Origin of the sequence: Spirosoma arboris, from assembly GCF_009754945.1 — a bacterium.
GTDB classification, from domain to species: domain Bacteria; phylum Bacteroidota; class Bacteroidia; order Cytophagales; family Spirosomataceae; genus Spirosoma; species Spirosoma arboris.
In genome coordinates this window covers 336,558-362,037 of record NZ_WPIN01000008.1, presented here as the reverse complement: position 1 = coordinate 362,037, position 25,480 = coordinate 336,558, and the positions used below count along the sequence as shown (strand labels likewise).

The following is a 25,480-nucleotide window of genomic DNA, read 5'->3' as shown; positions in this document are numbered from 1 at the left end:
CTCACATCTGGCTCCACCTTAAAACGCCAGCCAGCCTGAGAGTTTGATGGCAAAGGGGGTAACGGGCACGCCGGTTCGGCTGAGATTATCGCGATACGTGAGCCGGTGAATGGCATCGATTCGCAGCACTTTAAAGATATTGTCGATCCCGTAGCCTACTTCTATGTACGGCGTTCGGGTGAGTGAGCTGAACCCTTCAACTGCCTGACCCGCTGCATTGGTAGCAGGAATCATGGCTAAATTATCAGCCGAAACACTACCCGCCAGAACCTTTGCGGTGATCAACTCGCGCCATTTGAGCCGACGCAATAAGGGCAGTCGATTGAACAATAAGCCATTGAAATTATGCTCAAACTGCACCGTTGCCCAGCGGTCGCAAACGAATTCGAAGTAATTCATTAGGTTGTAAGCATTCCCTACATAGAAAGACGACTCGTTGCCCAGGGGTGTATAGAGCAATGGATAAGGAACTGTTGATGGAATAATTCCCAATCCCAGAGTATAGTATGTTCTGCCCAGCACACCCATTCGAAAGGAATGCTTCATGCCCAGAGCGATACGGTGGTAGGTAAAATCGCCATCGAGAACATTCCGAACGCCAAATGTATAACGTAATGTAAAAATAGGCTTGCGCACGGCTCCGGTGCTAAGGCGCACATTGTCGTTCTGAAGTATTATCTCATCGGGAGCAAAACGGGTTTCCGAGATCAGCTCCGTTGTTTGATAGGTACTCCGAATGGTCTGGTCGTCGTCATGCACTTGTGGCTGGAAGGCAAATGGAAACAGCGGCTCGAAACTGCGATTACGTAAAGCCAATGTTTGTGTAAAACCTCGACCCATCTCGCGCCGGAAATACACCAGGTTTTCTTCCTGGAAATACGGTCGTCGGATAGTACCAAATCGCGAGTAAGCAGCAAATAGCGAATTGTTCCCAATATTGTCGGTAGATACCCCAATACGCTCCAGATCATAGCTTCGCTTCACACCAATGACCGTCCAGGGCTTTCGACTCAGAATATATTCGATATTGGCACTGTACTTTATCTGTTGATCCTGAGTACCGTAAGCGACATAGCCACTCAGAAGCCACTTTTTACTGAAACCCGTGGTCGTTCGTAAACCAAGCCGAAACCGGTGGCCCTCGATATTATTGCTGGCATATGAATTCAAAATTGGCCCCAATTCGACATTCCATTTGCCCAGCGGTTTATAGCCAATTACACCCAGCTTTATAATTTCGCCCGCCACCTTCACCAACGGTACATTGCGTACCGAATCGACAACATGCATTGCCCGCAACTCATCGGGTGAGAGCGAATTGGGCCTGACGCTTTGCCAGAAAGCCGTATCGGTTTCCTTGTAGTCGTCGGCTAGTTCAATGGCTGGGTCGTAGAAATTGAGTTCTTTCGGTTTATTCTCAACAATGTTATTGGCAAACGTAAAAAACCGAATCAGAGCGCCTGGTGCCCGTGGAGCGGGTTCGTCGGTGTCAATCGTCACTTGTGTCTGAATCGGAAACCGCAGGCCCGAAGCGGTTGTTTCCCAGTCCTGTTCGATGTGTAACTCATCGACGAAGTTGATATTTGCCCGCTTATCAACCCGAGCATCTATCTGCGCCAACGCCATATGGAGCGTGTCAATCAAAACGGTACCGGTAAACGCTAAATCGCTCACTCGTTTAGGCGTAAACTCAATTGCGTAACAGATCGCATTATTGAGTGAAACAGTATCTTTTAAACGAAACGTATAGATTGTCTCCCACTGACTACCTAAGGGAGATGGAATGTCTTTTTGCAGGATGTAAAGCGAATTTCTATAAAAATTGTACTGCTGAAATGACGCACCTGTTAGTTGGGCAATTAGTCCACCATCTGTAACACCCACTCCGGTTACGTGCGACTTTAAGACATATTCTTTCGTTTTTTCAGGACTGGTGCGGGCATAAAAGTTAGAGAACGTCTCCGAAATAAATACGGGTACAGCAGGCTTACCGTTCTCGTCGATAATGGCAGGAAGCTTCCCTAATAATCGCCCGATTGGCCCAGGCCCTTTATTATTTTTGCGCTTCTGAGCGAAGTTGTTGATATAGGCTTCAATCTTCGTATAACTATCGTATTGATAAGCCTGAAGTTGCGCTGGATTGAAGTGATCTCGCCGACGAACGACCTCCCGCATAACCCGATAAGCAGGATCTCCCCCCTTGGCATACACTTTCACCTCCTGAAGCTTGGTAGCTGCGGCTACTAACTGGGCATCAATTGTTTGGGTTGTTTGCGTAAGAATAGGGTATGTACCTGTACGATACCCTAAACTAAGCACCAGTAATGAATCGGAGAGCTGCGTAATTTTGAGGGAGTAGCGCCCATCGGCATCCGATGTTGTACCCGATGTTTTGCCTTTTAGTGCAATACTAGCGAACGGGATACCTTCGCCAGTTATTTTATCCGTTACCCGACCACTAATTGTATAGACTGCTTGCTGAGCAGTTGTCCCTTGAGGCCATCCGAACAGCAAAAGGCTAAACCCAATAAAGAGTCGTAGTAGTCGAATCATTCAAACGTAGTGTAAATAGCTATCTGGTCAAGGTAATCAAAAAATAGTCAATACAGTTTACTATATAGGCAAAATTTAAGTTATTTTTTTGCTTCCACTAGCCATTGAACAGACTTCTTGTAAAATAGAAAGATAGAATAGTACTGAGACAATTAAATCGATTGTCCTCTGATTATCAGTACGTAAGAAAGCACCTTTCTGTTGCAATGAGCAACCTCGCTTTTATAAAGCAAATAAGGTGCAACCAACTGCATCCCTATTGACTAATCAGTATGTACGAAGTTAGGCGATTTATTGAACCGCCGGATAAGCTCGCTGAGCGGCAATAATCTGCCACTTTTTATCTTGTTCTTTGAGTAAGTGCGTGTAAACGGAGGGCGTCGTGGCCGTTGAGTTTGTAGCAGTACCGTATACCAAAATCATATGGTCGTCCAGGGCTTCGGCACGGTCAACTTTCGTTTTGACAACCTCAGGAGTTGTTCGTTTCAGTATATTTTTTTGTATATCAGAGCCGCTCAAAATCGTGCCAGCTTCCGTGAGTATAGCGGTTTTGACAGGTAATATGGTCGCTATTGCACCCGTATCGCCTTTGGTGTAAGCCGTGGCATAAGCCGTTTCTACGGCATTGGCAATCGAATCGACTTTAGTTTGTTCCATTGGGCCACCCCGCGGTCTATCGCCCCGGAACAGATTTTTACCGGCATTGGCCAACTTGTCAAAAACGGGAACATCAAATCCGATTCCGGCCGCAAAGACGACGGCTACTATAGCGGGCAAGATGAACTCCTTCTGAATAGCACCAGTCCTACGGTTTTTTGTGTACCCTACCAACGATGACCAGTTGTTAACTATATGGAATACAGCTGCTACGAAAAACAATATACCAAACCAGGCATGAGTATGATCGACAATGTGAGAGCCCTGCCCGAAATAAATTAGTAGACCCGTAATGGCCAGAACAAGAAAAATTGCTGCAACAAAAAGGCTAACTAAATTTTTGGATTTCATAATACTCTCTAGAATGGAATAGTGATCTGCTCTTCAGTTAATTAATCGTGTCAAACCTATGCAGGCTCCAACGAATGAACTATTGACCAGCAAAGTAAGACACAAATAAATTTGAACGATTACCACAAAGCTATTTATTCCAGGGATTTCGCAAAGCGACCGGTCTGCCAGTGCAAAGGAATCGATCACTAATCTACTCAAAACAGATAAGACGTTGGCTCGATTGTGAACCAACGTCTTATCTGTTTTGAGTAGTTCAGTACAGCTTATGGACGACCGCGACCACCGCCACCAGTACGTCCGCCACTAGCGGGTGCAGACTGTTGCTGTTGTTGTGGACCCGTGTTGTTGTCGCCACCACCGTCGCCTTTCAAATCATCGTTTTCAACCGACTTCCGGCGTTTTTGTGGTGCGTCGAAACTCATTTTACCAAGTTTGTAGCTAAACGTCAGGCGAACACCAGCGTTGTAGTAACTCGTTTGCGAGTTCTGCATCAGGATTGGTGACGCCAATTCTGAATGCTGTCTGAACGGATGATTAAAGATGTTCTCCGCTGCGAGTCCTAAACTTGCTTTCTTGTTATTAAATTCTTTCCGCATCCCCAGGCTATAGAAATACATGGCGCTCTGTTGTCCCTGTAGCTGCACCTGGTTTCCGCGACCACCGCCGAAGAGCTGGAAGCCCCAGCCGTTGCTTAGTGACAGGCTACTCATAATCCGTCCTGCAAGTACCCAACCTGAATTAGAGGCCGAATAAATTGGGTTCGCATTATTATTCGTCAGGTTAACATGGTAGAGGTCGATACCCCCGCCGAGTTGCAGCTTACGGAACAGGGTTCCATTACCGAACAGGTTCAGACCGTACGCATCCTCATGACCAACGTTCAGGTAGGTTGTACGAATTACCTGTTGCAATGCATTATTGATCAGCGATTGCTGTACGTCGCGAACGGCTGTGATTTCATTGTTTGTCCGACGGGCAAACACGGTTGCGTTCAGGTATAACCCCTTGACACTGGCGCTCGTACCGAATTCGATATTGTCGGTTAATTCGGGCGACAGATACGGGTTTCCGATAGAAATGTTCGTTGGGTTTGCGGTATTTACGTTCGGGTTCAGGAATTGAATACCCGGACGCTGAATCCGACGGTTGTAGGCCAATTTGATAATTTTGCCACCTTTCAGGCTCTTCGAAATATTGATGCTGGGCACCAGATTTCCATAGTTAGGAATAGTGTTAGCTGCACCTGCCGACTCATTGCTGAACTTAGCATTTATGAACGTGTATTCGTACCGAGCACCTGCCTTAATGGTAAATTTGCTTTTTGTGGTAAGCGTGTAAGACAGGTAAGTAGCTGCAATATTCTGATTGTAGTCAAGTCCATTTCCCTGACGGGTAGAATCAACAGTATAGGGTGCGTCGGAACCATTCGCAACATAGTACTGATAATCACTGTTCACCTGACGGAAAATCCCCTTACCGCCAAACTCAAGAAGCTGATTCGTTTTGATCGGTGTTTGATAATCGATCTGAAGTGTCGATTCCTGGTTATAGCTTGGGTTGTCGTTTTTTTGACGCGAGGTGATGGTCTGGAAATCGGTACCACCCATGATATCAGCGACAAAACTATTTGTCCGGTTATTACGGCTATACAAAGCCAGGATACTAAACTCCTGCTGAGGCTTGTAGATTTTTGTATACGTTACGTTAGCATCAACCGTACCCGATAAATCTTTTGTGTCTACATTCCGATTACTAACAATAGGGAAGTAGCTGTTTGGCGAGGTGATCGTTGTCATCAGATTATTCTGAGTGCTCAGGCCGTTTCTGGCACCGTATCGAATATTGGCCGTTAGTGACGTCCGTTTATCGATATCGTAATCCCAGCCTAACTGGTAGTTACCAAATATCCGTTGATTCAGCGTATTAGCTGTCTGTACAGTCCGTGTCCAAGCCGAATAGGTATTTGAAGTCTGATCGTAGCTGCGAGTGCTTTGATCGTTCAAAAACGCCCCACGTACATTATACTCCGCCCGACCGAAGCCACCTAGCGAAAAGCCCATTTTACCGGTACGGTAGTTACCATTGATACCAAGGTTGGCCCCCCGGTTCCCAGCGCCACCGTTTACGTCGAGCGTCATTCCCTGCAGCGTGGTTTTCTTCGTCACAATATTGATGATACCTGCCGAACCTTCTGCATCGTATTTGGCAGATGGCGACGTGATTACTTCAACCGTTTTGATCATGTCCGCCGGAATCTGCTTCAAGGCATCCGCTACACTGCTGGCAACAATTGTGGAGGGTTTGTTATTGATTAATACCGTAACATTACTACTACCACGTAAGCTAACATTCCCGTCCAGATCGACCGAAAGCATTGGCACTTTACGAAGAATGTCGCCAGCATCACCACCTTTGGCTGTGAGATCTTTATCGGCATTGTAGACCATCCGGTCTACTTTCTCCTCAATCATAGCCGCTTGCCCAACCACATTTACTTCGTTCAGTGTTCGAACATCGGGAGAAATTTTAATCGTACCCAGGCTAATATTGCTGCTCTTATCAACGGTAATAACGCTACTTCGTTTATCCTTGTAGCCAATGAAGGAGTAGAGAAGACGATACCTGCCAGGAGCTACGCGGGCAATCGTGAATTGGCCTTTCCCATCTGCGGTGGTACCATCTATGGGTTTATTGGTCGCAATATTTAATAACGCGATCGTAGCAAACTCAACGGGCTTGTTAGTCGTCGAATCCATCAGTATCCCACTGATTTTAGCGTTACCTCGAGCAATTGGTTCTGCTTCGGATGAGGTAGGTGCCGATTGAGGTGTGATACCCGTCGGCGCTGGTGTACTGATCACGCTCGGTGTAGAGCCAGCCGGAGCCGTGAATTTATCGGGAGCCGTGGTGGCTGGAGTCTTCGTTTCGAACGGATCAGCCACTGCTGGTTGAGGAGTCGCGGGCGTCGTTGTCGGCGTAGTAGGCGTCACCGGCACCTGAGCAAAGGAAGTAGTTGCACTAACGATGAGTAAAGAAAGTAACAGCGTTTTCATAAGATTAGAAATTGATGCGCCAAAGGTGCAATGGCCCGACTACTTCAGGAAATCAATCTGGCGGAATGCCCGTTTTTGGGTGTTGAATACAAAAAATAGGCCCGCGAAGAATAGCTCCGCCGACTGCCTAACACAACATCCAAAAGTCAAAAACGTTTATGGCCTGGCTATTTAAAGTTATCGACTGTAAATGACTGGTATTACTTGTTAGTGCCGGTATTGACATGGGACTCTGAATTGAAACCCTATCCAGATAGCTAAGAACTGAACAGCCGGTCAACAAAAAGGCTTCCTGTAGCGTGGTGGCTTGTTGGTAAACCAGTACATTTGTTGATTAATCCGTAACTCAATTTTAGGCGGTGAGCGGTTTTATGACGCGTTTTTTATTGTTTCTGGCTATTTTTTGCCCCATTTTCTTTCTTTTTACCTACAATTCTGGCTACGGTTACGATGCATATGAATACTTAATTATTGCTCGTACGCTCAACAAAGGGTATGATTTATACGACTTTATTCTCTCGAAATCATACCTGCTCTATTCCTCCACAAACGTATTGCTAAACGTGCTCGGCGGATATAACCACCTCGGTGTTTCAGCCCTGATTACGCTACTTGCCACGGGTGTACTGATATCTTCGTGGCGAGCCGCACGCTTATTTAGCGAACGCACAGCTTTCCTGGCTGTCATACTAACAGCCGCCTGCTGCTTTTTCATGGAAATGAATTTCCTGGAGCCCGAAAGCTGGGTTGCCATCTTTGGCCTGAATGCCTTCACACTAGCCGTTGGTAATAATGGCAAACAAAACTGGCGTTGGCTTGGGGCGGGTATTTTGCTGGGTGTAGCCATGTGCTTCAAAAGCGTAGCAGCATTCTATGTAATTGGATTCGGCGCTTTTATTCTGCTCTTGTGGCTTACAGATCGCTTAACTTTCTGGCCAATGGTATGCCGAGGTATGTTCGTATTAGCTGGCTTTGCCATGCCATTACTTATATCGATGCTTTATTTTTACGCAACCGGTCGATTAGAAACCCATCTGGAGTGGACGTATGTTTATCCGTTTGGTGGATACCCATCCCACACGCTCTTTCTAGCTAAGTTTTTAATCAAAATTAGCTGGTTGTTACTGCTATTGTTAGTGTCATTTGTCGTTGCAGTGCAGCAACCTTACCGGACAATTTATCAGCGAACACCGGCCTTATGGCTGGCATTGCTACTAGCAAGTTTTGCCTGTGTTACCATGCTCAAAACTCAGGCCAGCCATTATTTCTTTCAGGCTGCTGTTTTCTTTGTTCTACATCTAGGCTTCCTGGCAGACCAATGGTTGATCCATTATGAAGCTCGTCACCAGACTATTTCTTATCGATTAATACTACTGAGCGGTGGTACGCTGGGCCTGCTGTTACTGGTTAGTGTACTGCTCTATCGTTTCGATACGATTCAACGCTTTTTAACGATAAAAGACTACCAGGATGAAGAAGCCGCCGGCTCATTTATTCGGGAGCAGGCTGGGCCGCAAGGTCATGTACTGCTGTTCGATAATGCGATGCCTTTATATTATCTGTCAGACCGGGAGCCCAACGTGCCGTTTATTTTTACCGAAATGCAGACAACCCATTACCTGGAGTCTCATCCTGATACCTATGGGCGAGCTCTGGCCGATACAAGCTTAAAGTTTGTCATTTTTGGTACCCGGTCTAGTCTAATCGACGATAGTACTGCGCTTACTAAGCCTGTTAATGTGCATGCCATTCAGCAACTACGTGCTGGCTTACAAAAACACTTTGTTCAGGTCCAAGATCCACGTTTTCCGCTACCCTATTGGCGGAGAAAGTAAACCCATCGTTTTCGCTTATATTTGCTTTATGCTGCTATCTGTTCTGATTCCCGCTTATAACGAGATTAATAATATTGATACCCTTCTTGAGAAAGTCCAGGCTGTTTCACTAACAAAAGAAATTATTATTGTCGACGATGGCTCTACGGATGGTACCCGCGAACGACTGAATGCGTATCGATCTGTACCGAACATTCAGGTTATTTTTCACGAACATAATCAGGGAAAAGGAGCGGCTATTCGTACGGCTATTCAACACATGACCGGCGATATTGCCATTGTTCAGGATGCCGACTTAGAATATGAACCGCAGGACTACCCAGCCTTAATAAAACCCATTGCCGATGGCAAAGAGAAAGTGATTTACGGATCTCGCTTCCTGAAACCCGAAAATCGCCATTCCTATTACAGCTTTTACGTAGGTGGTCAGGTAGTTACCTTGTTGACTAACATTCTCTTCAATCAACGGCTCACCGATGAGCCTACCTGTTATAAAGTATTCGACGCCAATTTCCTGCGCTCCATTCCGCTTGACTGTACCCGATTTGAGTTCTGCCCTGAAGTAACGGCTAAAGTAGCGAAGCGGGGTATACGTATAAAAGAATTACCTATAAGTTATTATCCACGCTCTATTGCTGAAGGCAAAAAGATCTCGTGGTTAGATGGTATCGAAGCCATTTGGGTCCTCCTTAAGTATCGGATTGTGAAGTAATGACATTGTTATGTATAGTCAAACGTGGTCAGGAATTGACTATACATGACAATAAATTACTATTCCTCGATCCGTTCTTTCATTAAACTCAGAAACGTTTTTGGCACAGAGGCTTCGAAACGCATAGCCTCGCCCGTTATCGGATGCTCAAACGCCAGCACTTCGGCATGTAGTCCCAGACGCCCGATTGGATCTGTTGTTGCTCCATATTTAGCATCGCCGACAATAGGGTGGCCAATGTCCTGCATGTGCACCCGAATCTGATTTTTGCGGCCAGTTTCCAGTTCAAGTTCCAGCAAAGAGTACGCTCTGTTGGACTTCAGAATCGTATAATTTGTAATGGCCAACTGCCCATTGTCTGGATTTTGGCTCGAATAAACAATCAGGGCTTTGCTTTCACGCAGGAAGGATGTTACTGTACCTTTTGGCGGTTCTGGTACACCTTCTACCAAAGCCACATATGTCCGCTGTTTGGTCGTTGCATTCCAGGATTCCTGCATGAGCTTCTGCACTTTCTCACTCTTGGCAAACATCATAACGCCCGACGTTTCGCGATCAAGTCGGTGAATGATAAATATTTTGTTTTTAGGGTTCTCTTTTTTGAGATAATCGCTTAAGATACCATAGGCAGTACGATCCCGCTCTTTGTTGGTAGCCATAGAGAGCAGCCCGGCCTGTTTATTAATGACAATAATACTTGGGTCTTCATATAGAATGGTTAGACCCCGATATTGAGTTGTCTGGGGAGCACGGTTAGCGCCTACGGTCACAATTTGACCCGACCTTAACGGATGGTTAAACTGTGTATACACTTTGCCGTCAATCAGAATTTGCTTGTTACTGAGCAGCGACTTGATATTATTGCGATTCTTATGAGGCAATTGAGCAATCAAAAACGCCATTAATTCGGCGGGTTCCGAAACGGTCAGTTTGATGTCGGTACGCTGGCCACGTTGCCGGCGAGGCTTGTCGGTATTATCCATTCGGCAAAGGTACAGTTTCCAGACCGTATTGTTTTAGAATCGATTCTCGCTCAAGTTAAACGCATTTAACTAGTAAGTTTGGTCTTGATTCTGGCTTTTATGGCATGAAATGGAATTTTTTTTGCCAAATTGCCGGGTTTTCGGCCCTTTAGTAGCCGAAAAGACTTTTTTAGTTCAGTGATCTCAACATCTATCCAACTCAATCGATAGCATACGAGTCTACATAATCTTTTAGTCGTATTCTATCATGTAAGTATGAATATTATCCTTGACGCTAGTCCGCTTGGAATCGGATTTTATCATAGGCAGGCCAGAACAGGTATTAGTCGCGTAATTGAACAGCTAATATCTGGTATGCACCGGTCTCCTGAAGTCAATTTACTATTGGCAGCACCAACGCATATAGCTGAGACCATGCGCTATGCTCAGTCTGTGTTTGATGATAAGGCACCAACCTTTGCCAATAAACCGAGGGAACAATATTTGGCCAGGCTTGAAAATCATCTATTAGGCTATTTTTCTCCTGATGGCAAACCAACCAAAGTAATTCGGGAACTTACGTATCGAACACGTCGGGCAGTAGGTCATGATGTATCTGCTTTCAACGTAGCAAGTTTGCCAAAACAGACTTTATATCATGCTACGTTTTTTCCGATTCCCGAAACTATTCGTCAAAGTCGGGCCCTACCGATGGTGCAAAGCATCTACGACATAATCCCGATTCTACATCCTGAATGGTTTACATCGGGCGAACAAACGGTTAAGCAGGTATTAGCAACGCTTCCTCCTGACGCTTGGGTAACGACAATTTCTCAGGCTACCAAAGATGATTTCTGTGCGTATACGGGTTTCGATCCAAATCGGGTAGTCCCCATTTTACTCGCAGCTTCTCCCACTTTATTCTATCCAGTAACTGATCACGCCCGACAGCAGACTGTAAAACAAAAACTAGGCATTAGCGATAAGCCATATCTGTTGAGTTTGGCTACCCTCGAGCCCCGTAAAAACATTGCGCATCTCATTCGTTCGTTTGGGCAATTGGTGGATGAGAGAGCGTTGCCTTCCGATGTACAATTAGTATTAGTTGGGACAAAAGGCTGGAAGTTTGACGAGATTATGGCAGAAGCGAGTAAAAGTCCAGCGTTGGCATCGCGATTGGTCTTTACTGGTTTTGTACCAGATGAAGACCTGGCACCACTTTATAGTGGAGCGATGGCTTTTATTTATCCCTCTCTCTATGAAGGCTTCGGTTTGCCACCTCTAGAGGCTATGCAATGCGGTTTACCTGTCATTACGTCCACGATTCCTGCCATCAGCGAAGTCGTTGGCAAGGCAGCTATCCAGGTTTCCCCAACGAATACCGACGACCTCTGTCAAGCCATAATTACCCTGGCAAAATCGCCATCGATTCGTGCTGAATTATCAGAAAAGGGATTGAAGCAAGCCTCCTTATTTGGGTGGGACAAGTTCAATGCAGAACATATAACGCTTTATAAAACCATTCTCAATGGGCAGTAATACCTGTGGCAAACCCTTATTTGCCCAGCCACTCCTTAAATTCAGTCATACGGTCGCCACTAACGAAGACTTCCTGACGGGATTTGGGATTTAAGTCGAGTTTGAGTTTGCCTGCCGAGAAGGTGTGAATCGTTTGGATGGCATGCAGCGAAACCAGAAACTGACGGCTAATTCGAAAGAACTGGCGCGGGTTCAGTAGCTGAGTTAGTTTATCTAAACTATAATCGACGGGTAAGGTCAAGCCATCCTTTGTCACGAGAAAAACGACTTTTTCTTCCAGATAAAAATAAGCGACTTCACTAGTTTCGACGCTACGAATTTTCGTACCGACCGTAATCATAAACCGGTCTTTGTAGTCGGTCTGTTTCGACTTGCCAATCAGGCTTAGCAGCGTTTCAATGTCGTGAGACGAAGACGTATTTTGCCCAAACTGTTTTTTCAGTGATTTAAATTTTTCGATAGCCGCTACCAACTCATCATAATTAATGGGTTTTAGCAAGTAATCGATACTATTGACCTTAAACGCCTGAATCATGTACTCGTCATAGGCCGTTGTGAAAATAACAGGTGTGGTCACTTGCGTTTGCTCGAAAATGCGAAAACCCAAATCATCTTCGAGGTGAATATCCATGAATATCAGATCAATAGGCTGATCCGATTCACCAAACCATACTACCGCTTCGGCCACCGATGGAATACGGGCCAATACTGCAATATCTGGATCGTATTTATGAAGCAGACTTTCAAGCCGTTTGGCGGTCAGATTTTCGTCTTCAATGATAACTACGTTCATTTTTCAATCAGTAACTACGTGCATAAATGAGTGATCAGACTATCTGTTATTTACTAACCAATACGCTAGTCCGATCACTTACTACTTCGTGCATTCGCTCATTAAGTAATAATGGAATTTTTACAACAAAGCTGCCTTCACTTTCCCCTACCCAAACCGAGTCTTCGGTAAGCAATGCGTAGCGAGTAATGATGTTTTGCAGACCTACGCCAGTTGACGTTTCTGATTGAGGGCGGGGTTGCAGATTGTTTCTGACAACTAAACAGTCATTTTCAAGCTGAATGTGCACCTTCAGTGGCTCTTTCGCCGACATCCGGTTATGTTTTACGGCATTCTCTACTAACAGTTGCAGGGTCAGGGGAGCAATACTATACCGGGTCTGATCGGCTTCGGGTACATTGATAATCACGTCGAATTTGTTCTCGAAGCGAATATTCAGCAAAAAACGATAGGCTTGAATAAACTCCAGCTCGGTCTTAAGTAGCACCCGTTCATTATCTTTCTGTTCCAGAATATAGCGGTATGCCCGCGAGAGCTGATCAATGAATTTTTCGGACAGTTCAGCGTCGGCATGCACCAAGGACGATAAGATGCTGAGGCTGTTGAACAGAAAGTGAGGATTTACCTGACTTTTGAGTGCAGCAAACTGAGCCTGTACGTTCTCTTTTTCTAATCGTTCGGCCCGAACCTGAATTTCCTCTAACCGCCGGTTAGCCCGACGATTAGCGGCTAAATAGAAGGCCGATAACATCGACATCACTGTCAGGCCATTATTGACCCGGCGACGCTGTTCGCGCCCTTTTCGTCGATCTTCTTCCGAACGTGGTGGGCCAACAGGACGTTGAGGGCGCGGGTCCTGATCCCGATAGAAACCAAAACGCTTCTCTAAGACATCATCCAAATTGTGCCAAAGTATACCAAAACCAAGGTTAAACACAACCGCCAGTGCACTGGCAATCAGCAAGGTTGCGATCTGAGCCGGAATTTTAAACTCAATAAGAAAGCCATCTCCAAAACGACTAACGAACCGTTGCTGTAGCCATTCGGTTACGGTAAGCCAAGCGTATAGGAACAAAATGATCAGGCTTATTTCGAGCACCCAAAACGGTATATTTCGTGGCGAAAACAACCAGTCTACCGTTGCACCATTGACATACAGCCGAATAGGCCAGTAAATAACGAACACGCTCAGGGCGAGTTGCCATTTTTGCGAAGTCGTTAAGCGATAGGACATAACACGTTAGGTTTATAAACAAAACTAATTATTCCGAATAAACCGCAAAAAAGAAACCAGCGGAATGCCGGTTTCGGAAGCGTGAGTGACGCCTTTAGGTTCGTGAGCAGAAGCTCCCTATTGCCTAAGCAGGTTATAGGCTTATAGTGCTATAATCGATTCGGCCACTTAGTACGTAGCGCGCCCACCCGACAAATCGAAAATGAAGCCGGTGGTGAAACTAGCCTCCTCCGACACAATCCAGGCAGCCATAGCGGCAACTTCGTCGACCGTGCCTAAACGTTTCATTGGAATTTTAGCTGTCATATAGGCTAACTGTTCGGGAGCCGTGTTTTCATTCATGGCCGTTTTAATAACGGCCGGAGCCAGACCATTGACCGTAATACCCGTTTCGGCATATTCTTTCCCGATACCTTTCACCAGGCCAATAACACCCGCCTTCATAGACGAGTAGCCTGTCATAAATGGATTCCCTTCTTTGCCCGCAATAGAGGCTAAGTGGAGAATGCGCCCATAATTATGCTTCTCCATGGCCTTAATTCCGTATTTGGTCATCAGGAAAGCTCCTCGCAAATTGGTATGATACACCCGATCATAGTCAGCTACGGAGTAGTCTGTGATTTTGGTATTAGTGGGTCCTACAATACCCGCCGAGTTCACAATAATATCTAGCCGACCAGCGGTTTCGGCCACCAGTTGAACTGCTTTTTCAACCGAACTCTCCTGTGAAATATCGACAATATGCCCTGTTACATCGAATCCCTGTTTGGAAAACTCAGCCACAGTACGTTCGAGCTGAACATGGTTGATGTCGAACAGGACAATCGTAGCTCCTTCAGAAGCAATTCTGTTGGCAATCGCTTTACCAATCCCATCGGCACCGCCCGTAACAATTGCCACCTGATTGGCAAATCGAGTTAACATGATATGAAGGTGTTTTTACAGACTATAAATTCATCATACATAGCGTAGCCATCCAATTTCAGGATGATCAGCTTTGTATCGGCCGTACCATTTACAGGCCGGATATAACAGCAATACCAGCCCAAGCCACACGGCATATACGCCACCCAGTGAAATACCCGCGCCATCGGGTCGGCCGAAATTGATGGGCCCCGAAGGAATATCCGCCCACGAATAGCCTTGTAGAAAACTCATGACAAGCATGGATATATGCACCAGATACCAATGTAGGATGTAGTAAAACATGGGCACTTTTCCATACACCGTCAGCCAGCGCGTGAAGCCATTATCGGCACCATCGATTGACGATAAAAACACCAGCATCAAACCAATCGTAACAAGGGTATATAGAAGCGACGGAGGGTATTTAGTTACGTTCATGAACGACAGAAACGTAAACAGTGCGTCTTTCTGAGCAGACCAGGGGGCTGGATCGCCGTAGAGGTTCAGAAAACGGAGTAGTATAAACAGCGCCAGGGCACCTAAACCGACGCGTAACAGGAGCTCTTTTCGCGCTTCGGCAGGCCGCTCCATCAGTGAGCCGCAGGCAAAGCCAACGAGCATAATACCCAGCCAGGGAATTACTGGATACGCTACCAATAACGCAAATGATGGGCTTATCGAAAAAAAATCGGTACGAAATAGTAACGCCCAGCCCAGGCGAGCCGCCTGATTCGTGAACGCTGGCACGGATTGAAGCAGGTTATGTCCAAACACGATCACTAAGCCAATAATGGCGACCCATTTGACCGGCAATTTCGCTACGAACGAGAGGATAAGTAACCCTCCGCCAATGGCGTAAATAACCTGTAGCATGAGGGAATGGAAATGAATGTCGAACCAAAAGGCAAAGTTGATAATCGTTAGTTCGAGCAGGATTAGAACCATACCCCGCTTCCGTAAAAACTGCCGGGCCGATGCATCGTTTCGCTTTCTAAGCGACAGATAAGCCGATGTTCCCGACAAGAACACAAAGGTTGGGGCACATAAATGCGTAATCCAACGGGTCATAAAAATGGCGGGTGTTGTAGTTGTTAAATCCGTAGGATTCTGACTCATTGCCGGAAGGTGCAATAAGTCACGAACATGATCTAACGCCATGATTACCATTACCAGACCGCGAGTTACGTCAATGGCAGTTACGCGCTTCATTAGTTAGTTATTCTGTTTCAGGTTCCACTGTTCCAGGTTTCACACTCCACATGTAAACTTGGACCATGAAACAGTGGAACATTTAACGTTTCTTATATCGGCATTGTGTGTTATCCGATTTTACATAATACGACTTATAATTCAGCGCTTTATGGTCAGTACAACCTTTTAGATCAAGCACTTCCACCTTCTTAAAATCAATTGCGTGGCTTTCGGCCTGCAAGGCGATATAGCCTTCGCCAAGGGGAGTATTCGCCCGACTAATCCAATAGTCAGCATTGTCGATGTGCGCTACTTTCCAGTCGCTTCCAGCACTTACGAATCCCCCTCCTACTTCGGGTCGTTCATAGGTCAACACAGTATCTCCCTCAACGATATGATGTATAATCGAATCTCCCAGCACGATGGCTTCGGCGGTTACCCATTGGTCGCCATCGTAGGTTTTCGAGTCTGAATCAATGCAATGTTCGGGGTTAAGTTTCCCATGCATATATACCTGCGTGCCTGGCGTGCATAGATTACCTGTATGGCGCGGACCTTTGCCTAGGCCACCCAATAACTGCACCTCCAGCGAGACAGGAAATGTCTGCCCAATTGAACAACTTGCCGCCGACTGAGAATGAACCATTACACCACTGTTTCGCACATTCCAGGTATCGCCACCAGGCGTTTGATTACCTACAAACCGATATGTAAACCGCACCCGGTAATACGAAAATGGCTTGTTATAGTACATGTGTCCGTATTTACCATCGAAGGTTTTATACTGATCGTAAGCAATACGCAGGATTCCGTTCTCGACGCGGAAGGTGTTTTTGTAATTGTCATTGAGCGGTTGACCCGCAATCTTGATGTCCCAATTCTTAAGGTCTTTCCCATTAAAAAGCTGCACCCATTCCTGACGAGTAGCTGCCGTTTGAGCCAATACAAGTTGAATTGTGATCAGTAAAAATACGAATGTGTGTATCAGTTTTTTCATGCTTTAAGTCTTGGGTTTCAGGTTTCATGTTCCAAGTTTCATGTTGCTTCGAAAACCTGGAACATGAAACCCGAAACAAGTATAACCTATTTCATCACTTCAACCGTGTTCAGCTCTGGTCCTCCACCATGATTGGCCGACCCGGCTACAATGTAGATTTGATTCTTGTAAACAACAGCCTGTGTGCCATGCCGCCCCTGTTTTAGCGTTGGACCTTTTGTCCATTGATTTGTTTTTGGATCAAGGGCTTCGGCTTCATTGTGCGCCAGTAATTGTACGGTTTCCCCGCCAATAATCCAGACTTTACCACCCTGAGTTACGGCTGTACCACCGGCTCGTTGCGTTGGAATATTTGAGGATGCAGGCAAGGTTGTCCATTTGCCTGTTTTGAAATCATAGACATCGACTTCAGCGATAGTGGTTTCCAGTACTTTATTGATCCGCGCCGTCGAATTGCGGCCACCCGCCAGATAGAGTTTATCATCAATAACGGCTGCACTGATATGGTCACGCGTGCGGGGAGCGTCGGGTAGTCGTTTCCAGGTATTTGTTTTGGGATCATATTCATCCAGCCAGGCTACGTGTCCATCGTAGTGTCCATCGATAATGCCGCAGGCCATGTAAATTTTATTTTTATAGACCACCACACCTGCCGAACCCCGGAGCCGTTCTTTAGGAATTTCCGGCCCCTTACGCCACGCTCCCTGTTTTGGGCTGTAGATGTATATGTTCGGTATTGGGGTTTCGTGCGGGTACTTACCCTCAAATGCGCCCATCACATACAGCTCCCCATTATAATTGATCGCCTGAAAATGATTCATTTCGAGCGGAGGGGTAGGCAGTGTTTGCCAAACCAGCGTTTTCAGGTTAAGAGCCTCCAGCGGTTTGATTCCCCGCCCGCCAACAGCATACAGGCTGTCGCCAATAAGGGCTGCTGCATTTTCGTGACGGGTTGAACAGGTATTTTGAGTAGTTACGGGCTGCCAGGTCTGGGCGTGAGCCGCAAAACCAGTACCAATCAGGCTTAAGCAAACGAGCGAAAGGACGCGCATAGATACAGGAAGAGAGATAAATGAGTCTGAATTGTAAACCGCAAATCTGGCGGTTCCTACTCTTTCGAAGTTTCTAAAGTTATCCTCAAATTTCCAAATCAGTCAGGAAATTTGCTCGTTAAAACTTGCCAAACAATCAGACAGGAGCTCCCGCTATCTGGCGAATCGCGTTAAAGCCTCTTCGGCAAAACGTTTGGTCAACTCCCTGGCTGGTAATTCGCGGCCTAAAGCAGCCGCCTGACCTGACCACAGCGACATAAAATCACCTGAACCGAACGGCTCGGTTTTGGCCCGCAAGGGCACGAGTGCACCACCCGCAAGCGGAAACTCGGGTGCACTGTTGGACATAGGGCCAATCTCACGCACCAGGCGATTGATAATACTACGCGCCGGACGCCCTGTAAATAGATTCGTGAGCGCCGTAGTATTGTCCTTCGCCCCTCGTAAAGCTGCTCGATGAACAGGCGATACAGTCGATTCCGGGCAGAACAGATAAGCGGTACCAATCTGTACGGCCGACGCTCCCAAAGCAAATGCCGCCACAATGCCACGCGCATCGGCAATACCTCCGGCGGCAATAATAGGTACCTTCACCGCATCAACCACTTGAGGTACAAGGGCCATTGTTCCCGCTTGCGTCGAAATATCCTGGCTAAGAAATATGCCGCGATGACCACCGGCTTCAGCCCCCTGTGCAATAATCGCGTCGCAGCCTTCCTGTTCCAGCCAGCGAGCTTCGTCAACAGATGTCGCCGAGGATAAAATTTTTGCGCCCGTCGCTTTAACTCTGGCAAGAAGATTTTTGTCGGGAAGTCCAAAATGGAAACTAACTACCTCCGGCTTCAATTCAGCTACCAGATCACACAGAGCAGCATCAAATGGTGCACGATTGGAAATTGGCGTAGGTGCCTGCGGATCAATTCCGAATTCATAATAATAGGGCTCCAGCCGTTTTTTCCAGCCACTCTCCCGATTTACATCAACTTGTGGTGGCTTATGACAGAAAAAATTGAGGTTAATTGGACGTGAGGTGTGTTGCCGGATTCGCGTAAACTCGTGCCGTATCTGTTCGGCAGTCAGTAGCGCACAGGGAAGAGAACCAAGTCCACCCGCTTCAGCGACGGCTATAGCCATTTCAGATGAACCTGACCCGGCCATTGGTGCCAGTAAAATTGGCAATTCAATGCCGAATAAATTCTGAATGCGGTTATCAGGCCAGGTGCTCATTGGTTTTCGGTTAATTAGAGTAAAAATTCGGAATTTTTACTGAGAATTCAGTGCCGACCGTCTCGGTCGGTTGTGGAGTTAACTAGCTCTCTCCTGACCGTCTCGGTCAGCACTTCAGCAAAAAAAGAAAGCCAGACGACCGAAGTCACCTGGCTTTTGTCTCACTTTCGATGGCACTCTACTACAATTCTGATACTACTGCCATCTCGAGCGAAATACAACTATATAACGGGTTGACGGTCGATGTTGTTTTAAAAATTTACAATTTTTTTATAAAATCGGCTCGGTTAACAAACACCTTAGGCCGTGGTCTTACTACCTAAAGCCCTGGCTAATTTCGCCCCATCAGCAACGCCCAGACCTGTACAGGCATCCCAGCCCGAAGCTGCCGAATAGCCCTTATTGCCAGTTGCCGTGCTGTTATTCCCTTGTGTAATATCTCGGAAAACTTTGGGATTGGCGTAAATAATCGGATGAATAAAGCCAACCGATTTCCCTTTTTGCTGATTAATCAGCGCTATTAATCCCGCCATAAGTGGTGCTACAGCACTGGTTCCACCAATGACCAAATTACTGCCGTCCACGCGCACGGCATAACCCGTGGCGGGGTCTGCCACAGCAGCTACGTCTGGAACTCCGCGACCCACACGGGTTTTATCATTGACAGACACAGGAACATGACTTTTCTGTTGGTAATCCGGCAAATCGAAGCTATCGCTTATGCCACCACCCGTAGCACTGGTTTTACTCTCGTGCCAGACAACTTCAGCCGAAACCGAATTTCCCGAAGCGGTAAGTTTTGTCCCTCCACAAGCCAATACATAGGGGCTCGAAGCAGGAAAATCAACGTGCACTTTGCCATCGCCTACACTATCATCAGAGCCCGTGTCGCCCGCAGCGGCACAAACGGTGATACCTAGAGCTGCAGCCGCCTGAAACGCCTGATTAAAGGAAGTAAGCGCCTGTGGCGTCCAGTTTTTTTCGGCAGAACCCCAGCTAATAGAAATTACCGACGGCTTATATTTTGTATCGTGCATAGCCGTAGTGATAGCATCCAGAAATCCCTGATCGGTATTGGGAGCGAAATAAACCACAATACTGGCTCCGGGAGCAACTCCCCCAGCTACTTCAATATCGAGCATGACTTCACCATCGGCTCCATCGGCTGTACTAGGTGCGTTATGCCCACCATCTACCGAAACAGCAACAACTGAGGGTGCCTTTAGGCCCAAACCCGAAAAGTAAGTTGTGATATCGGCTTTACGAAAGCCACCTCCCAATTCAATAATGGCGATACATTGACCTTTACCCGTCACGCCGGTTGGGTAATTATAGAGTCGGGCTAGTTGGGGCGGAGTAAACGAGGTTCCACTGGCACGCGGGGCAATCTGATCGCCTGTGCTTGGGTTGTAGACTTGAAAATGAGCCTGCGCCTGCGGTCGATTATCCAGTCCAAACACTCCTTCGATGCTATCGACCAGTTCAATAGGTACGTTAATGACGCCTGTTCGCCCTCGAAAGATAGTTCCGTCAGCCATTTGATAATTGGCGAGTGCCACCCCAAAGGCACGCTGCATCTGAGCAACCGTTCCCCGTAACAATACACTACGTCGGGCGGCATTTCGGTCCACCAAACTCAGATCGTAAGCCGTTGCAAAGGCCTCTACTTGCTTTATTACAATTGGGTCAGCCCCATATTGGCTGGCGTACTCACTGCGACTAATAACCTTGGATACAACAGATTCAGTGTTAACCAGGGGAGTTAATGATTGTCGTCGACGGATACGAATCGTAACTGTTAAAACTTCATTCGGGTCAAGCGTATCGAGAGGAGCGGCATCCGGGGCCGTTTTTTCGCTACCGGGTAGTGGAACAAGTTGATCAAAAGCACTCATAACAGCCGATTTATTGGAAGAAGTGAATCGTTTACACGCTGCTTAACGATTTTCCCCCTGTTTTGTCGGATTAAAATTCGTTAATGCACCTTCCTAAATCGTATTATGCTTGCTTCGTTAACGAATCAACACCAGAGTTCGCGCAATAATCAACTAAGCTATTTCCACTCAATTACTAAGACTCAAACGGGTATTGTAGTCGAATTTTTCACCTCGGACATGACGAAAAAACTACTAATGTGTAGCGTACCGGGAATAATCGACAATTGTTCCTGGTAAAAATGGTTGTAGGTGTCCATGTCCCGGCTAACAATTTTCAGCAAATAGTCGAAGGTACCCGACACCCGATTACATTCCAGCACTTCGGGCAACTCGCGCACATCGACTTCAAAGGCGGTAAATGAGTCGCGGGTTTGTCGGTCAAGGGTTACCTGACAATACACCATGAGCAGATTTCCAAGTTTTTTCTTATCGACAATAGTCACATACCGCTCTATAATGCCTTCGCGTTCGAGCCGCTTGATGCGCTCATGAACCGGCGTCTTCGAAAGGTTAATCTGCTTGCCAATATCCTGAATCGTTAAGCGCGCATTCTGCTGCAATAGATCCAGAATTTTTCGATCGGTGTTGTCAACATTATCCATAAACGGAATTTTTACGGAATAGCCTCTCTAATGGGCATTCTTATAGAATTATTTCCTATATAATAGCAAAATAACTACCAAATTTCCCAAAGAAAGAATTTCTATTAGAAAATAATTACACTGAATTTAACTTTGTCACATCAAAGTAACAATCTCTCAAACCACACAAGGCTCTATGGTCATTGGTGTTCCCAAAGAAATCAAAAACAACGAAAACCGTGTTGCACTGACACCGGCCGGTGTAACCGAACTCCGCAAATATGGACATGTTGTTTATATACAGGTTAATGCGGGCGAGGGTAGCGGTTTTGAAGACGAAGAATACATTGCAGCTGGAGCGACTATGCTCCCTACCATCGAAGATGTGTATGGTATCGCTGAGATGATCATGAAGGTTAAGGAGCCCATTGCTTCTGAATACGACCTAATTAAAGAGAATCAACTACTATTCACCTACTTCCACTTTGCCTCGTCGGAAGAATTGACGCAGGCAATGCTGGCCAAAGGTGCCGTTTGTTTAGCCTACGAAACCGTTGAGCGACCAGATCGCAGTTTGCCGCTTCTGGTGCCAATGTCTGAAGTAGCCGGTCGAATGGCCATTCAGGAAGGGGCTAAATATCTTGAAAAACCCCTGAAAGGGCGGGGCATTCTATTAGGAGGTGTGCCAGGTGTAAAGCCTGCTAATGTGCTTATTTTGGGTGGTGGCATTGTTGGAACACAGGCGGCTAAGATGGCTGCTGGTCTGGGTGCACACGTAACCATTATGGATGTTAGCCTGGCGCGCTTACGTTACCTGTCGGATATTATGCCGCCAAATGTGCAGACGATGATGTCGAACGAATACAATATTCGGGAGATGATTAAAGTATGCGACCTGATTGTTGGTGCCGTATTGATTCCGGGTGCAAAAGCTCCCCACCTCATTACTCGCCCAATGCTTAAGGAAATGCGGGCGGGTACGGTATTAGTTGATGTGGCTGTTGATCAGGGAGGTTGCATTGAAACCTGTCACCCTACCACCCACGAAAATCCAACCTTTATCATTGACGGCGTTGTGCATTACTGCGTAGCGAACATGCCGGGTGCCGTTCCCTATACCAGTACACTTGCGCTCACAAATGCTACCCTTCCTTATGCGCTGCAATTGGCCAATAAGGGCTGGCAACAGGCTTGCCGCGATAACACAGACCTTAAACTTGGGTTGAATGTTGTTGAAGGCAAAGTGGTTTACAAAGGTGTGGCTGAGGCATTTGGCTTACCACTCACGGATGTAAGCACGGTATTGATCGAAGAAGAATTAGCTCAATAAGCTACTAATAATATTACCAATTCATCGACAGACGCAGGTCGCACTTTTCGGAGTGCGGCCTTTTTTTTGCTCATTTTGCGTTATCTTACTATCGAATTAACCTGTTGACATATATGGAAGCTCAACCAAACAGAACAATCCCAACATTATATGAATGGGCCGGTGGCATGGAAAAGTTTGAAGCCTGGACCGAGCTATTTTACCAGCGCGTTCATCAGGATTCGATTCTGGAGCCAGTCTTTCGATCTATGGCACCTGAACACGCCCGACATGTGGCGCATTTCATTGCCGAAGTATTTCGTGGTCCAGATCAGTATAGCCGTGAAGAAGGAAGTCATTATGAAATGATTCACAAACACCTAGGCAAGCATTTGACCGAAACACAACGAAAACGCTGGATTGAGCTAATTTTGGACACTGCCGACACGATTGGTTTACCTGACGATCCAGAATTTCGTTCGGCTTTAGTTGGGTATCTGGAGTGGGGCTCCCGTTTGGCTGTTATTAATTCAAACGAAGAATCGGTCAGCGAACCCGTAGATGCGCCCATGCCAACCTGGGGTTGGGGCGAAACAGGCGGCCCTTACATTCCCTCGTAACTACTTATAAATACTGCTCTACCAGCAGTTTCCATTCGTCTTCCAGTGAACCATCAAAAAATGAAGCGCCTGCCCGTCGATACCAATAGTTGGCATTGAAGCGATCGCCTTCTTTCCGGTGTAGATAGGCATGCAACCGGTCGTAGGCCTGCGTACCTTCCCGGCTCTGGGCAATGTTGTGGGCAGCCTCCCAGTTATCGTTGGCATCATACCAAAGTCCCTGCAAAATTGGATGAAGGTTGGCAGGAGGCTGTGAGAGCGATAAGGAATCCGTAAATTGGTGTAGTGTCATAGAATAGGCAGATGTAAGTCTATAACCAATCGTCGCGCAGGATACCGTTGAGTTTTTCGTACGGCACCGTTACCTGAATAGGCCCAACAGCGTAAGCTGCAATTTCGTAGGGGTTGTAATAGAAAATCATGCCTTCCCGGCTCGTTCCCACATTGGCGGGTAAAAAGAAGCGACCGTCGCGTAAGAAATACCCCTGTTCTTCAAGATTAGCTTTGGGTAACAGATTCTGCTGCTGCCGAAACGCCTGTTCGAGTACGCCGAGCAAAGCCGTTGTATCGGCTATCATATCGCTCAACGTTAACATCCGGCCCGTTTCCCGGTCAAATGTATAAAAAGAAAGACTGGAGTTAGGATGAGCGCCCCCCGTATAGGCATAGGTTTCAACTTTAACCGTCAGGGCTTTTGAACCCGCATGAACAGTATCTGCTTTGGTGTCAAGTTCCCAACAGCCCCCTAAGCTACCCATTTCTTTCCGCATGGCTTCATAATCAGTAGCAAACAAAGAAGCTGCCATGGCCAGATCTGTCCGGGCATCAGGATGACTTCCTACGGTTGCACTATCGAGCCAGCCTATTACGCTGTTCACGGCCAAAAGCCGCAAACTATCATTAATTTTCCGGGCACCTTCGGTATCGTCGGTTAGCAGAATATAAGAGACGTCAACATCGACGCCAGTATTGCTGGTGGTATCACAACGAGTTGAACCTGCAAATGTATAATGTTGCCGTTCTAAAGCGGGCGGACCCGAATTTGTGGAGTGACAGGCGGAAAGAAAACCGATTAAGCCGAAAAGTAACGTTGCAAAAAGGTACTTCATGAAGAGTAAATATGGTAATTGAAGGAAACAGGTAATTAGCCAGTTAATGGACAGACTAATACCCATTTACATCGAATTGCCAGTATTACAAACTTAACAAATCTTTGAACCGAATAGCCTGTCGGCGGCTAATTTCGATTTTATCTCCTCCGCGTAAAGTAACGAGTAAGCCCCCACTAAACCAGGGTTCAATTTTCTCGATCCACTGCAGATTAATGATATGCTTTCGGTTAGCCCGAAAGAAAGTAGCTGGATTGAGTCGGTCTTCAAGTGCATTTAACGACTTAAGTACCAATGGCTTCTGGTCGTCGAAATAAAGCCGTACATAATTCCCCATCGACTCAAAAAGCCGAACTTTACCCAGTTTGACAAACCAGCATTTTTCGCCATCCTTCACGAATACCTGATCGTTTTCACCCAGAATTTTTGACGAAGTTCCCGACGAGATACCCGACGCTTCCGGAACGTGCTGTTCCTCTTCTACCCGATGAATGGCTTCTGAAAGGCGAGCCAGTTCAACAGGTTTGAGCAGGTAATCGAGTGCATTGAATTCGAAAGCCTTGATGGCATACTCATCATAAGCAGTCGTGAAGATAACTTCAGGCGTTTTGCCTTCGATAGACTGCAACAACTCGAAACCATTTTTGCCCGGCATCTGAATATCCAGAAACAACAGTTCAGGCTCCAGATCTTCAATCATAGGTAGCGCTTCGTCGGCGTTGGCGGCCTCACCAATAATCTGAATTTTTGGAAAGTTTTCGAGCAGCCGGCGCAATTCATTGCGGGCTAAACGTTCGTCGTCAATGATCAGGGTTTTCATAGTGCAAAGGAATGAGTCATCAGGAGCGAAAAGCGAGGA

Annotated in this window: 21 protein-coding genes; 5 read left to right on the top strand and 16 right to left on the bottom strand. The window is 46.5% G+C overall.

Features of this window, described 5'->3' with window-relative positions; genetic code table 11:
• Positions 1-18 precede the first annotated feature (18 nt).
• The 3 genes from GO755_RS22420 to GO755_RS22410 all read right to left on the bottom strand — a co-directional run bounded on the left by GO755_RS22420 (position 19) and on the right by GO755_RS22410 (position 6,617).
• On the bottom strand, positions 19-2,553 hold the full coding sequence (locus GO755_RS22420; RefSeq protein WP_157587519.1) for a DUF5686 family protein: 2,535 nt from the start codon (positions 2,551-2,553) through the stop codon (positions 19-21).
• A gap of 291 nt (positions 2,554-2,844) precedes the next feature.
• Positions 2,845-3,561, bottom strand: coding sequence for a DUF4405 domain-containing protein (locus GO755_RS22415; protein ID WP_157587518.1), 717 nt, complete (start codon positions 3,559-3,561; stop codon positions 2,845-2,847).
• A 266-nt stretch (positions 3,562-3,827) separates the two neighbouring features.
• A complete protein-coding gene (locus GO755_RS22410; protein WP_157587517.1) occupies positions 3,828-6,617 on the bottom strand; it encodes a TonB-dependent receptor domain-containing protein in 2,790 nt (929 codons plus the stop codon).
• 371 nt (positions 6,618-6,988) lie between these two features.
• Here GO755_RS22410 and GO755_RS22405 point away from each other — a divergent pair, with 371 nt between their 5' ends.
• Together GO755_RS22405 and GO755_RS22400 are read left to right on the top strand one after the other, a co-directional pair.
• Positions 6,989-8,452 (top strand): ArnT family glycosyltransferase, encoded by a 1,464-nt coding sequence (locus GO755_RS22405; RefSeq protein ID WP_157587516.1) that lies wholly within the window; start codon positions 6,989-6,991, stop codon positions 8,450-8,452.
• A gap of 28 nt (positions 8,453-8,480) precedes the next feature.
• Positions 8,481-9,164 (top strand): glycosyltransferase family 2 protein, encoded by a 684-nt coding sequence (locus GO755_RS22400; RefSeq protein WP_157587515.1) that lies wholly within the window; start codon positions 8,481-8,483, stop codon positions 9,162-9,164.
• 59 nt (positions 9,165-9,223) lie between these two features.
• Here GO755_RS22400 and GO755_RS22395 read toward each other — a convergent pair whose 3' ends face one another.
• Positions 9,224-10,147, bottom strand: coding sequence for an RluA family pseudouridine synthase (locus GO755_RS22395; RefSeq protein WP_157587514.1), 924 nt, complete (start codon positions 10,145-10,147; stop codon positions 9,224-9,226).
• Positions 10,148-10,402: 255 nt separating this feature from the next.
• Between GO755_RS22395 and GO755_RS22390 the strand changes: the two genes are divergently transcribed.
• Positions 10,403-11,665: a glycosyltransferase family 4 protein gene (locus GO755_RS22390; protein ID WP_157587513.1), complete on the top strand. Its 1,263-nt coding sequence runs from the start codon at positions 10,403-10,405 to the stop codon at positions 11,663-11,665.
• 16 nt (positions 11,666-11,681) lie between these two features.
• On the opposite strand, the gene GO755_RS22385 is transcribed toward GO755_RS22390, so the two are convergent.
• The 9 genes from GO755_RS22385 to GO755_RS22345 all read right to left on the bottom strand — a co-directional run bounded on the left by GO755_RS22385 (position 11,682) and on the right by GO755_RS22345 (position 21,604).
• Entirely contained in the window at positions 11,682-12,458 is a 777-nt protein-coding gene (locus tag GO755_RS22385) for a LytR/AlgR family response regulator transcription factor (protein ID WP_157587512.1), read from the bottom strand.
• 46 nt (positions 12,459-12,504) lie between these two features.
• Positions 12,505-13,692: a sensor histidine kinase gene (locus GO755_RS22380; protein WP_157587511.1), complete on the bottom strand. Its 1,188-nt coding sequence runs from the start codon at positions 13,690-13,692 to the stop codon at positions 12,505-12,507.
• 168 nt (positions 13,693-13,860) lie between these two features.
• Complete coding sequence (locus tag GO755_RS22375) at positions 13,861-14,616, bottom strand: SDR family NAD(P)-dependent oxidoreductase (RefSeq protein WP_157587510.1); 756 nt, start codon at positions 14,614-14,616, stop codon at positions 13,861-13,863.
• A 33-nt stretch (positions 14,617-14,649) separates the two neighbouring features.
• Positions 14,650-15,807 carry a DUF1624 domain-containing protein gene (locus GO755_RS22370; protein WP_157587509.1) on the bottom strand — a complete coding sequence of 386 codons (1,158 nt, stop codon included), beginning with the start codon at positions 15,805-15,807 and terminating at the stop codon, positions 14,650-14,652.
• Positions 15,808-15,889: 82 nt separating this feature from the next.
• Positions 15,890-16,786 (bottom strand): 3-keto-disaccharide hydrolase, encoded by an 897-nt coding sequence (locus tag GO755_RS22365; protein ID WP_157587508.1) that lies wholly within the window; start codon positions 16,784-16,786, stop codon positions 15,890-15,892.
• Positions 16,787-16,872: 86 nt separating this feature from the next.
• On the bottom strand, positions 16,873-17,838 hold the full coding sequence (locus tag GO755_RS22360) for a Kelch repeat-containing protein (RefSeq protein WP_157587507.1): 966 nt from the start codon (positions 17,836-17,838) through the stop codon (positions 16,873-16,875).
• A 153-nt stretch (positions 17,839-17,991) separates the two neighbouring features.
• A complete protein-coding gene (locus GO755_RS22355; protein WP_157587506.1) occupies positions 17,992-19,065 on the bottom strand; it encodes an NAD(P)H-dependent flavin oxidoreductase in 1,074 nt (357 codons plus the stop codon).
• Between the two features lie 299 nt (positions 19,066-19,364).
• Entirely contained in the window at positions 19,365-20,960 is a 1,596-nt protein-coding gene (locus GO755_RS22350; RefSeq protein ID WP_157587505.1) for a S53 family peptidase, read from the bottom strand.
• A 182-nt stretch (positions 20,961-21,142) separates the two neighbouring features.
• A complete protein-coding gene (locus GO755_RS22345) occupies positions 21,143-21,604 on the bottom strand; it encodes an Lrp/AsnC family transcriptional regulator (RefSeq protein ID WP_157587504.1) in 462 nt (153 codons plus the stop codon).
• A gap of 175 nt (positions 21,605-21,779) precedes the next feature.
• On the opposite strand from GO755_RS22345, the gene ald reads away from it, so the two are divergent.
• Together ald and GO755_RS22335 are read left to right on the top strand one after the other, a co-directional pair.
• Positions 21,780-22,913 (top strand): alanine dehydrogenase, encoded by a 1,134-nt coding sequence (ald, locus tag GO755_RS22340; protein ID WP_157587503.1) that lies wholly within the window; start codon positions 21,780-21,782, stop codon positions 22,911-22,913.
• Between the two features lie 113 nt (positions 22,914-23,026).
• The gene (locus GO755_RS22335) at positions 23,027-23,512 is read left to right on the top strand and encodes a group II truncated hemoglobin (protein WP_157587502.1); all 486 of its coding nucleotides are present in this window, start codon (positions 23,027-23,029) and stop codon (positions 23,510-23,512) included.
• Positions 23,513-23,516: 4 nt separating this feature from the next.
• Here GO755_RS22335 and GO755_RS22330 read toward each other — a convergent pair whose 3' ends face one another.
• The 3 genes from GO755_RS22330 to GO755_RS22320 all read right to left on the bottom strand — a co-directional run bounded on the left by GO755_RS22330 (position 23,517) and on the right by GO755_RS22320 (position 25,441).
• Complete coding sequence (locus GO755_RS22330) at positions 23,517-23,804, bottom strand: hypothetical protein (protein ID WP_157587501.1); 288 nt, start codon at positions 23,802-23,804, stop codon at positions 23,517-23,519.
• A 19-nt stretch (positions 23,805-23,823) separates the two neighbouring features.
• Complete coding sequence (locus tag GO755_RS22325) at positions 23,824-24,621, bottom strand: DUF3298 and DUF4163 domain-containing protein (protein WP_157587500.1); 798 nt, start codon at positions 24,619-24,621, stop codon at positions 23,824-23,826.
• An 85-nt stretch (positions 24,622-24,706) separates the two neighbouring features.
• Positions 24,707-25,441, bottom strand: coding sequence for a LytR/AlgR family response regulator transcription factor (locus tag GO755_RS22320; RefSeq protein WP_157587499.1), 735 nt, complete (start codon positions 25,439-25,441; stop codon positions 24,707-24,709).
• Positions 25,442-25,480 lie beyond the last annotated feature (39 nt).

Bases quoted from the DNA above. Each gene is read 5' to 3' on its own strand.
- GO755_RS22365 (WP_157587508.1), bottom strand. From the start codon at position 16,786: ATGAAAAAACTGATACACACATTCGTATTTTTACTGATCACAATTCAA.
- GO755_RS22420 (WP_157587519.1), bottom strand. From the start codon at position 2,553: ATGATTCGACTACTACGACTCTTTATTGGGTTTAGCCTTTTGCTGTTC.
- GO755_RS22335 (WP_157587502.1), top strand. From the start codon at position 23,027: ATGGAAGCTCAACCAAACAGAACAATCCCAACATTATATGAATGGGCC.
- GO755_RS22355 (WP_157587506.1), bottom strand. From the start codon at position 19,065: ATGAGCACCTGGCCTGATAACCGCATTCAGAATTTATTCGGCATTGAA.
- GO755_RS22360 (WP_157587507.1), bottom strand. From the start codon at position 17,838: ATGCGCGTCCTTTCGCTCGTTTGCTTAAGCCTGATTGGTACTGGTTTT.
- GO755_RS22405 (WP_157587516.1), top strand. From the start codon at position 6,989: ATGACGCGTTTTTTATTGTTTCTGGCTATTTTTTGCCCCATTTTCTTT.
- GO755_RS22395 (WP_157587514.1), bottom strand. From the start codon at position 10,147: ATGGATAATACCGACAAGCCTCGCCGGCAACGTGGCCAGCGTACCGAC.
- GO755_RS22380 (WP_157587511.1), bottom strand. From the start codon at position 13,692: ATGTCCTATCGCTTAACGACTTCGCAAAAATGGCAACTCGCCCTGAGC.
- GO755_RS22325 (WP_157587500.1), bottom strand. From the start codon at position 24,621: ATGAAGTACCTTTTTGCAACGTTACTTTTCGGCTTAATCGGTTTTCTT.
- GO755_RS22415 (WP_157587518.1), bottom strand. From the start codon at position 3,561: ATGAAATCCAAAAATTTAGTTAGCCTTTTTGTTGCAGCAATTTTTCTT.
- GO755_RS22385 (WP_157587512.1), bottom strand. From the start codon at position 12,458: ATGAACGTAGTTATCATTGAAGACGAAAATCTGACCGCCAAACGGCTT.
- ald (WP_157587503.1), top strand. From the start codon at position 21,780: ATGGTCATTGGTGTTCCCAAAGAAATCAAAAACAACGAAAACCGTGTT.
- GO755_RS22320 (WP_157587499.1), bottom strand. From the start codon at position 25,441: ATGAAAACCCTGATCATTGACGACGAACGTTTAGCCCGCAATGAATTG.
- GO755_RS22390 (WP_157587513.1), top strand. From the start codon at position 10,403: ATGAATATTATCCTTGACGCTAGTCCGCTTGGAATCGGATTTTATCAT.
- GO755_RS22350 (WP_157587505.1), bottom strand. From the start codon at position 20,960: ATGAGTGCTTTTGATCAACTTGTTCCACTACCCGGTAGCGAAAAAACG.
- GO755_RS22410 (WP_157587517.1), bottom strand. From the start codon at position 6,617: ATGAAAACGCTGTTACTTTCTTTACTCATCGTTAGTGCAACTACTTCC.
- GO755_RS22330 (WP_157587501.1), bottom strand. From the start codon at position 23,804: ATGACACTACACCAATTTACGGATTCCTTATCGCTCTCACAGCCTCCT.
- GO755_RS22370 (WP_157587509.1), bottom strand. From the start codon at position 15,807: ATGAAGCGCGTAACTGCCATTGACGTAACTCGCGGTCTGGTAATGGTA.
- GO755_RS22375 (WP_157587510.1), bottom strand. From the start codon at position 14,616: ATGTTAACTCGATTTGCCAATCAGGTGGCAATTGTTACGGGCGGTGCC.
- GO755_RS22400 (WP_157587515.1), top strand. From the start codon at position 8,481: ATGCTGCTATCTGTTCTGATTCCCGCTTATAACGAGATTAATAATATT.
- GO755_RS22345 (WP_157587504.1), bottom strand. From the start codon at position 21,604: ATGGATAATGTTGACAACACCGATCGAAAAATTCTGGATCTATTGCAG.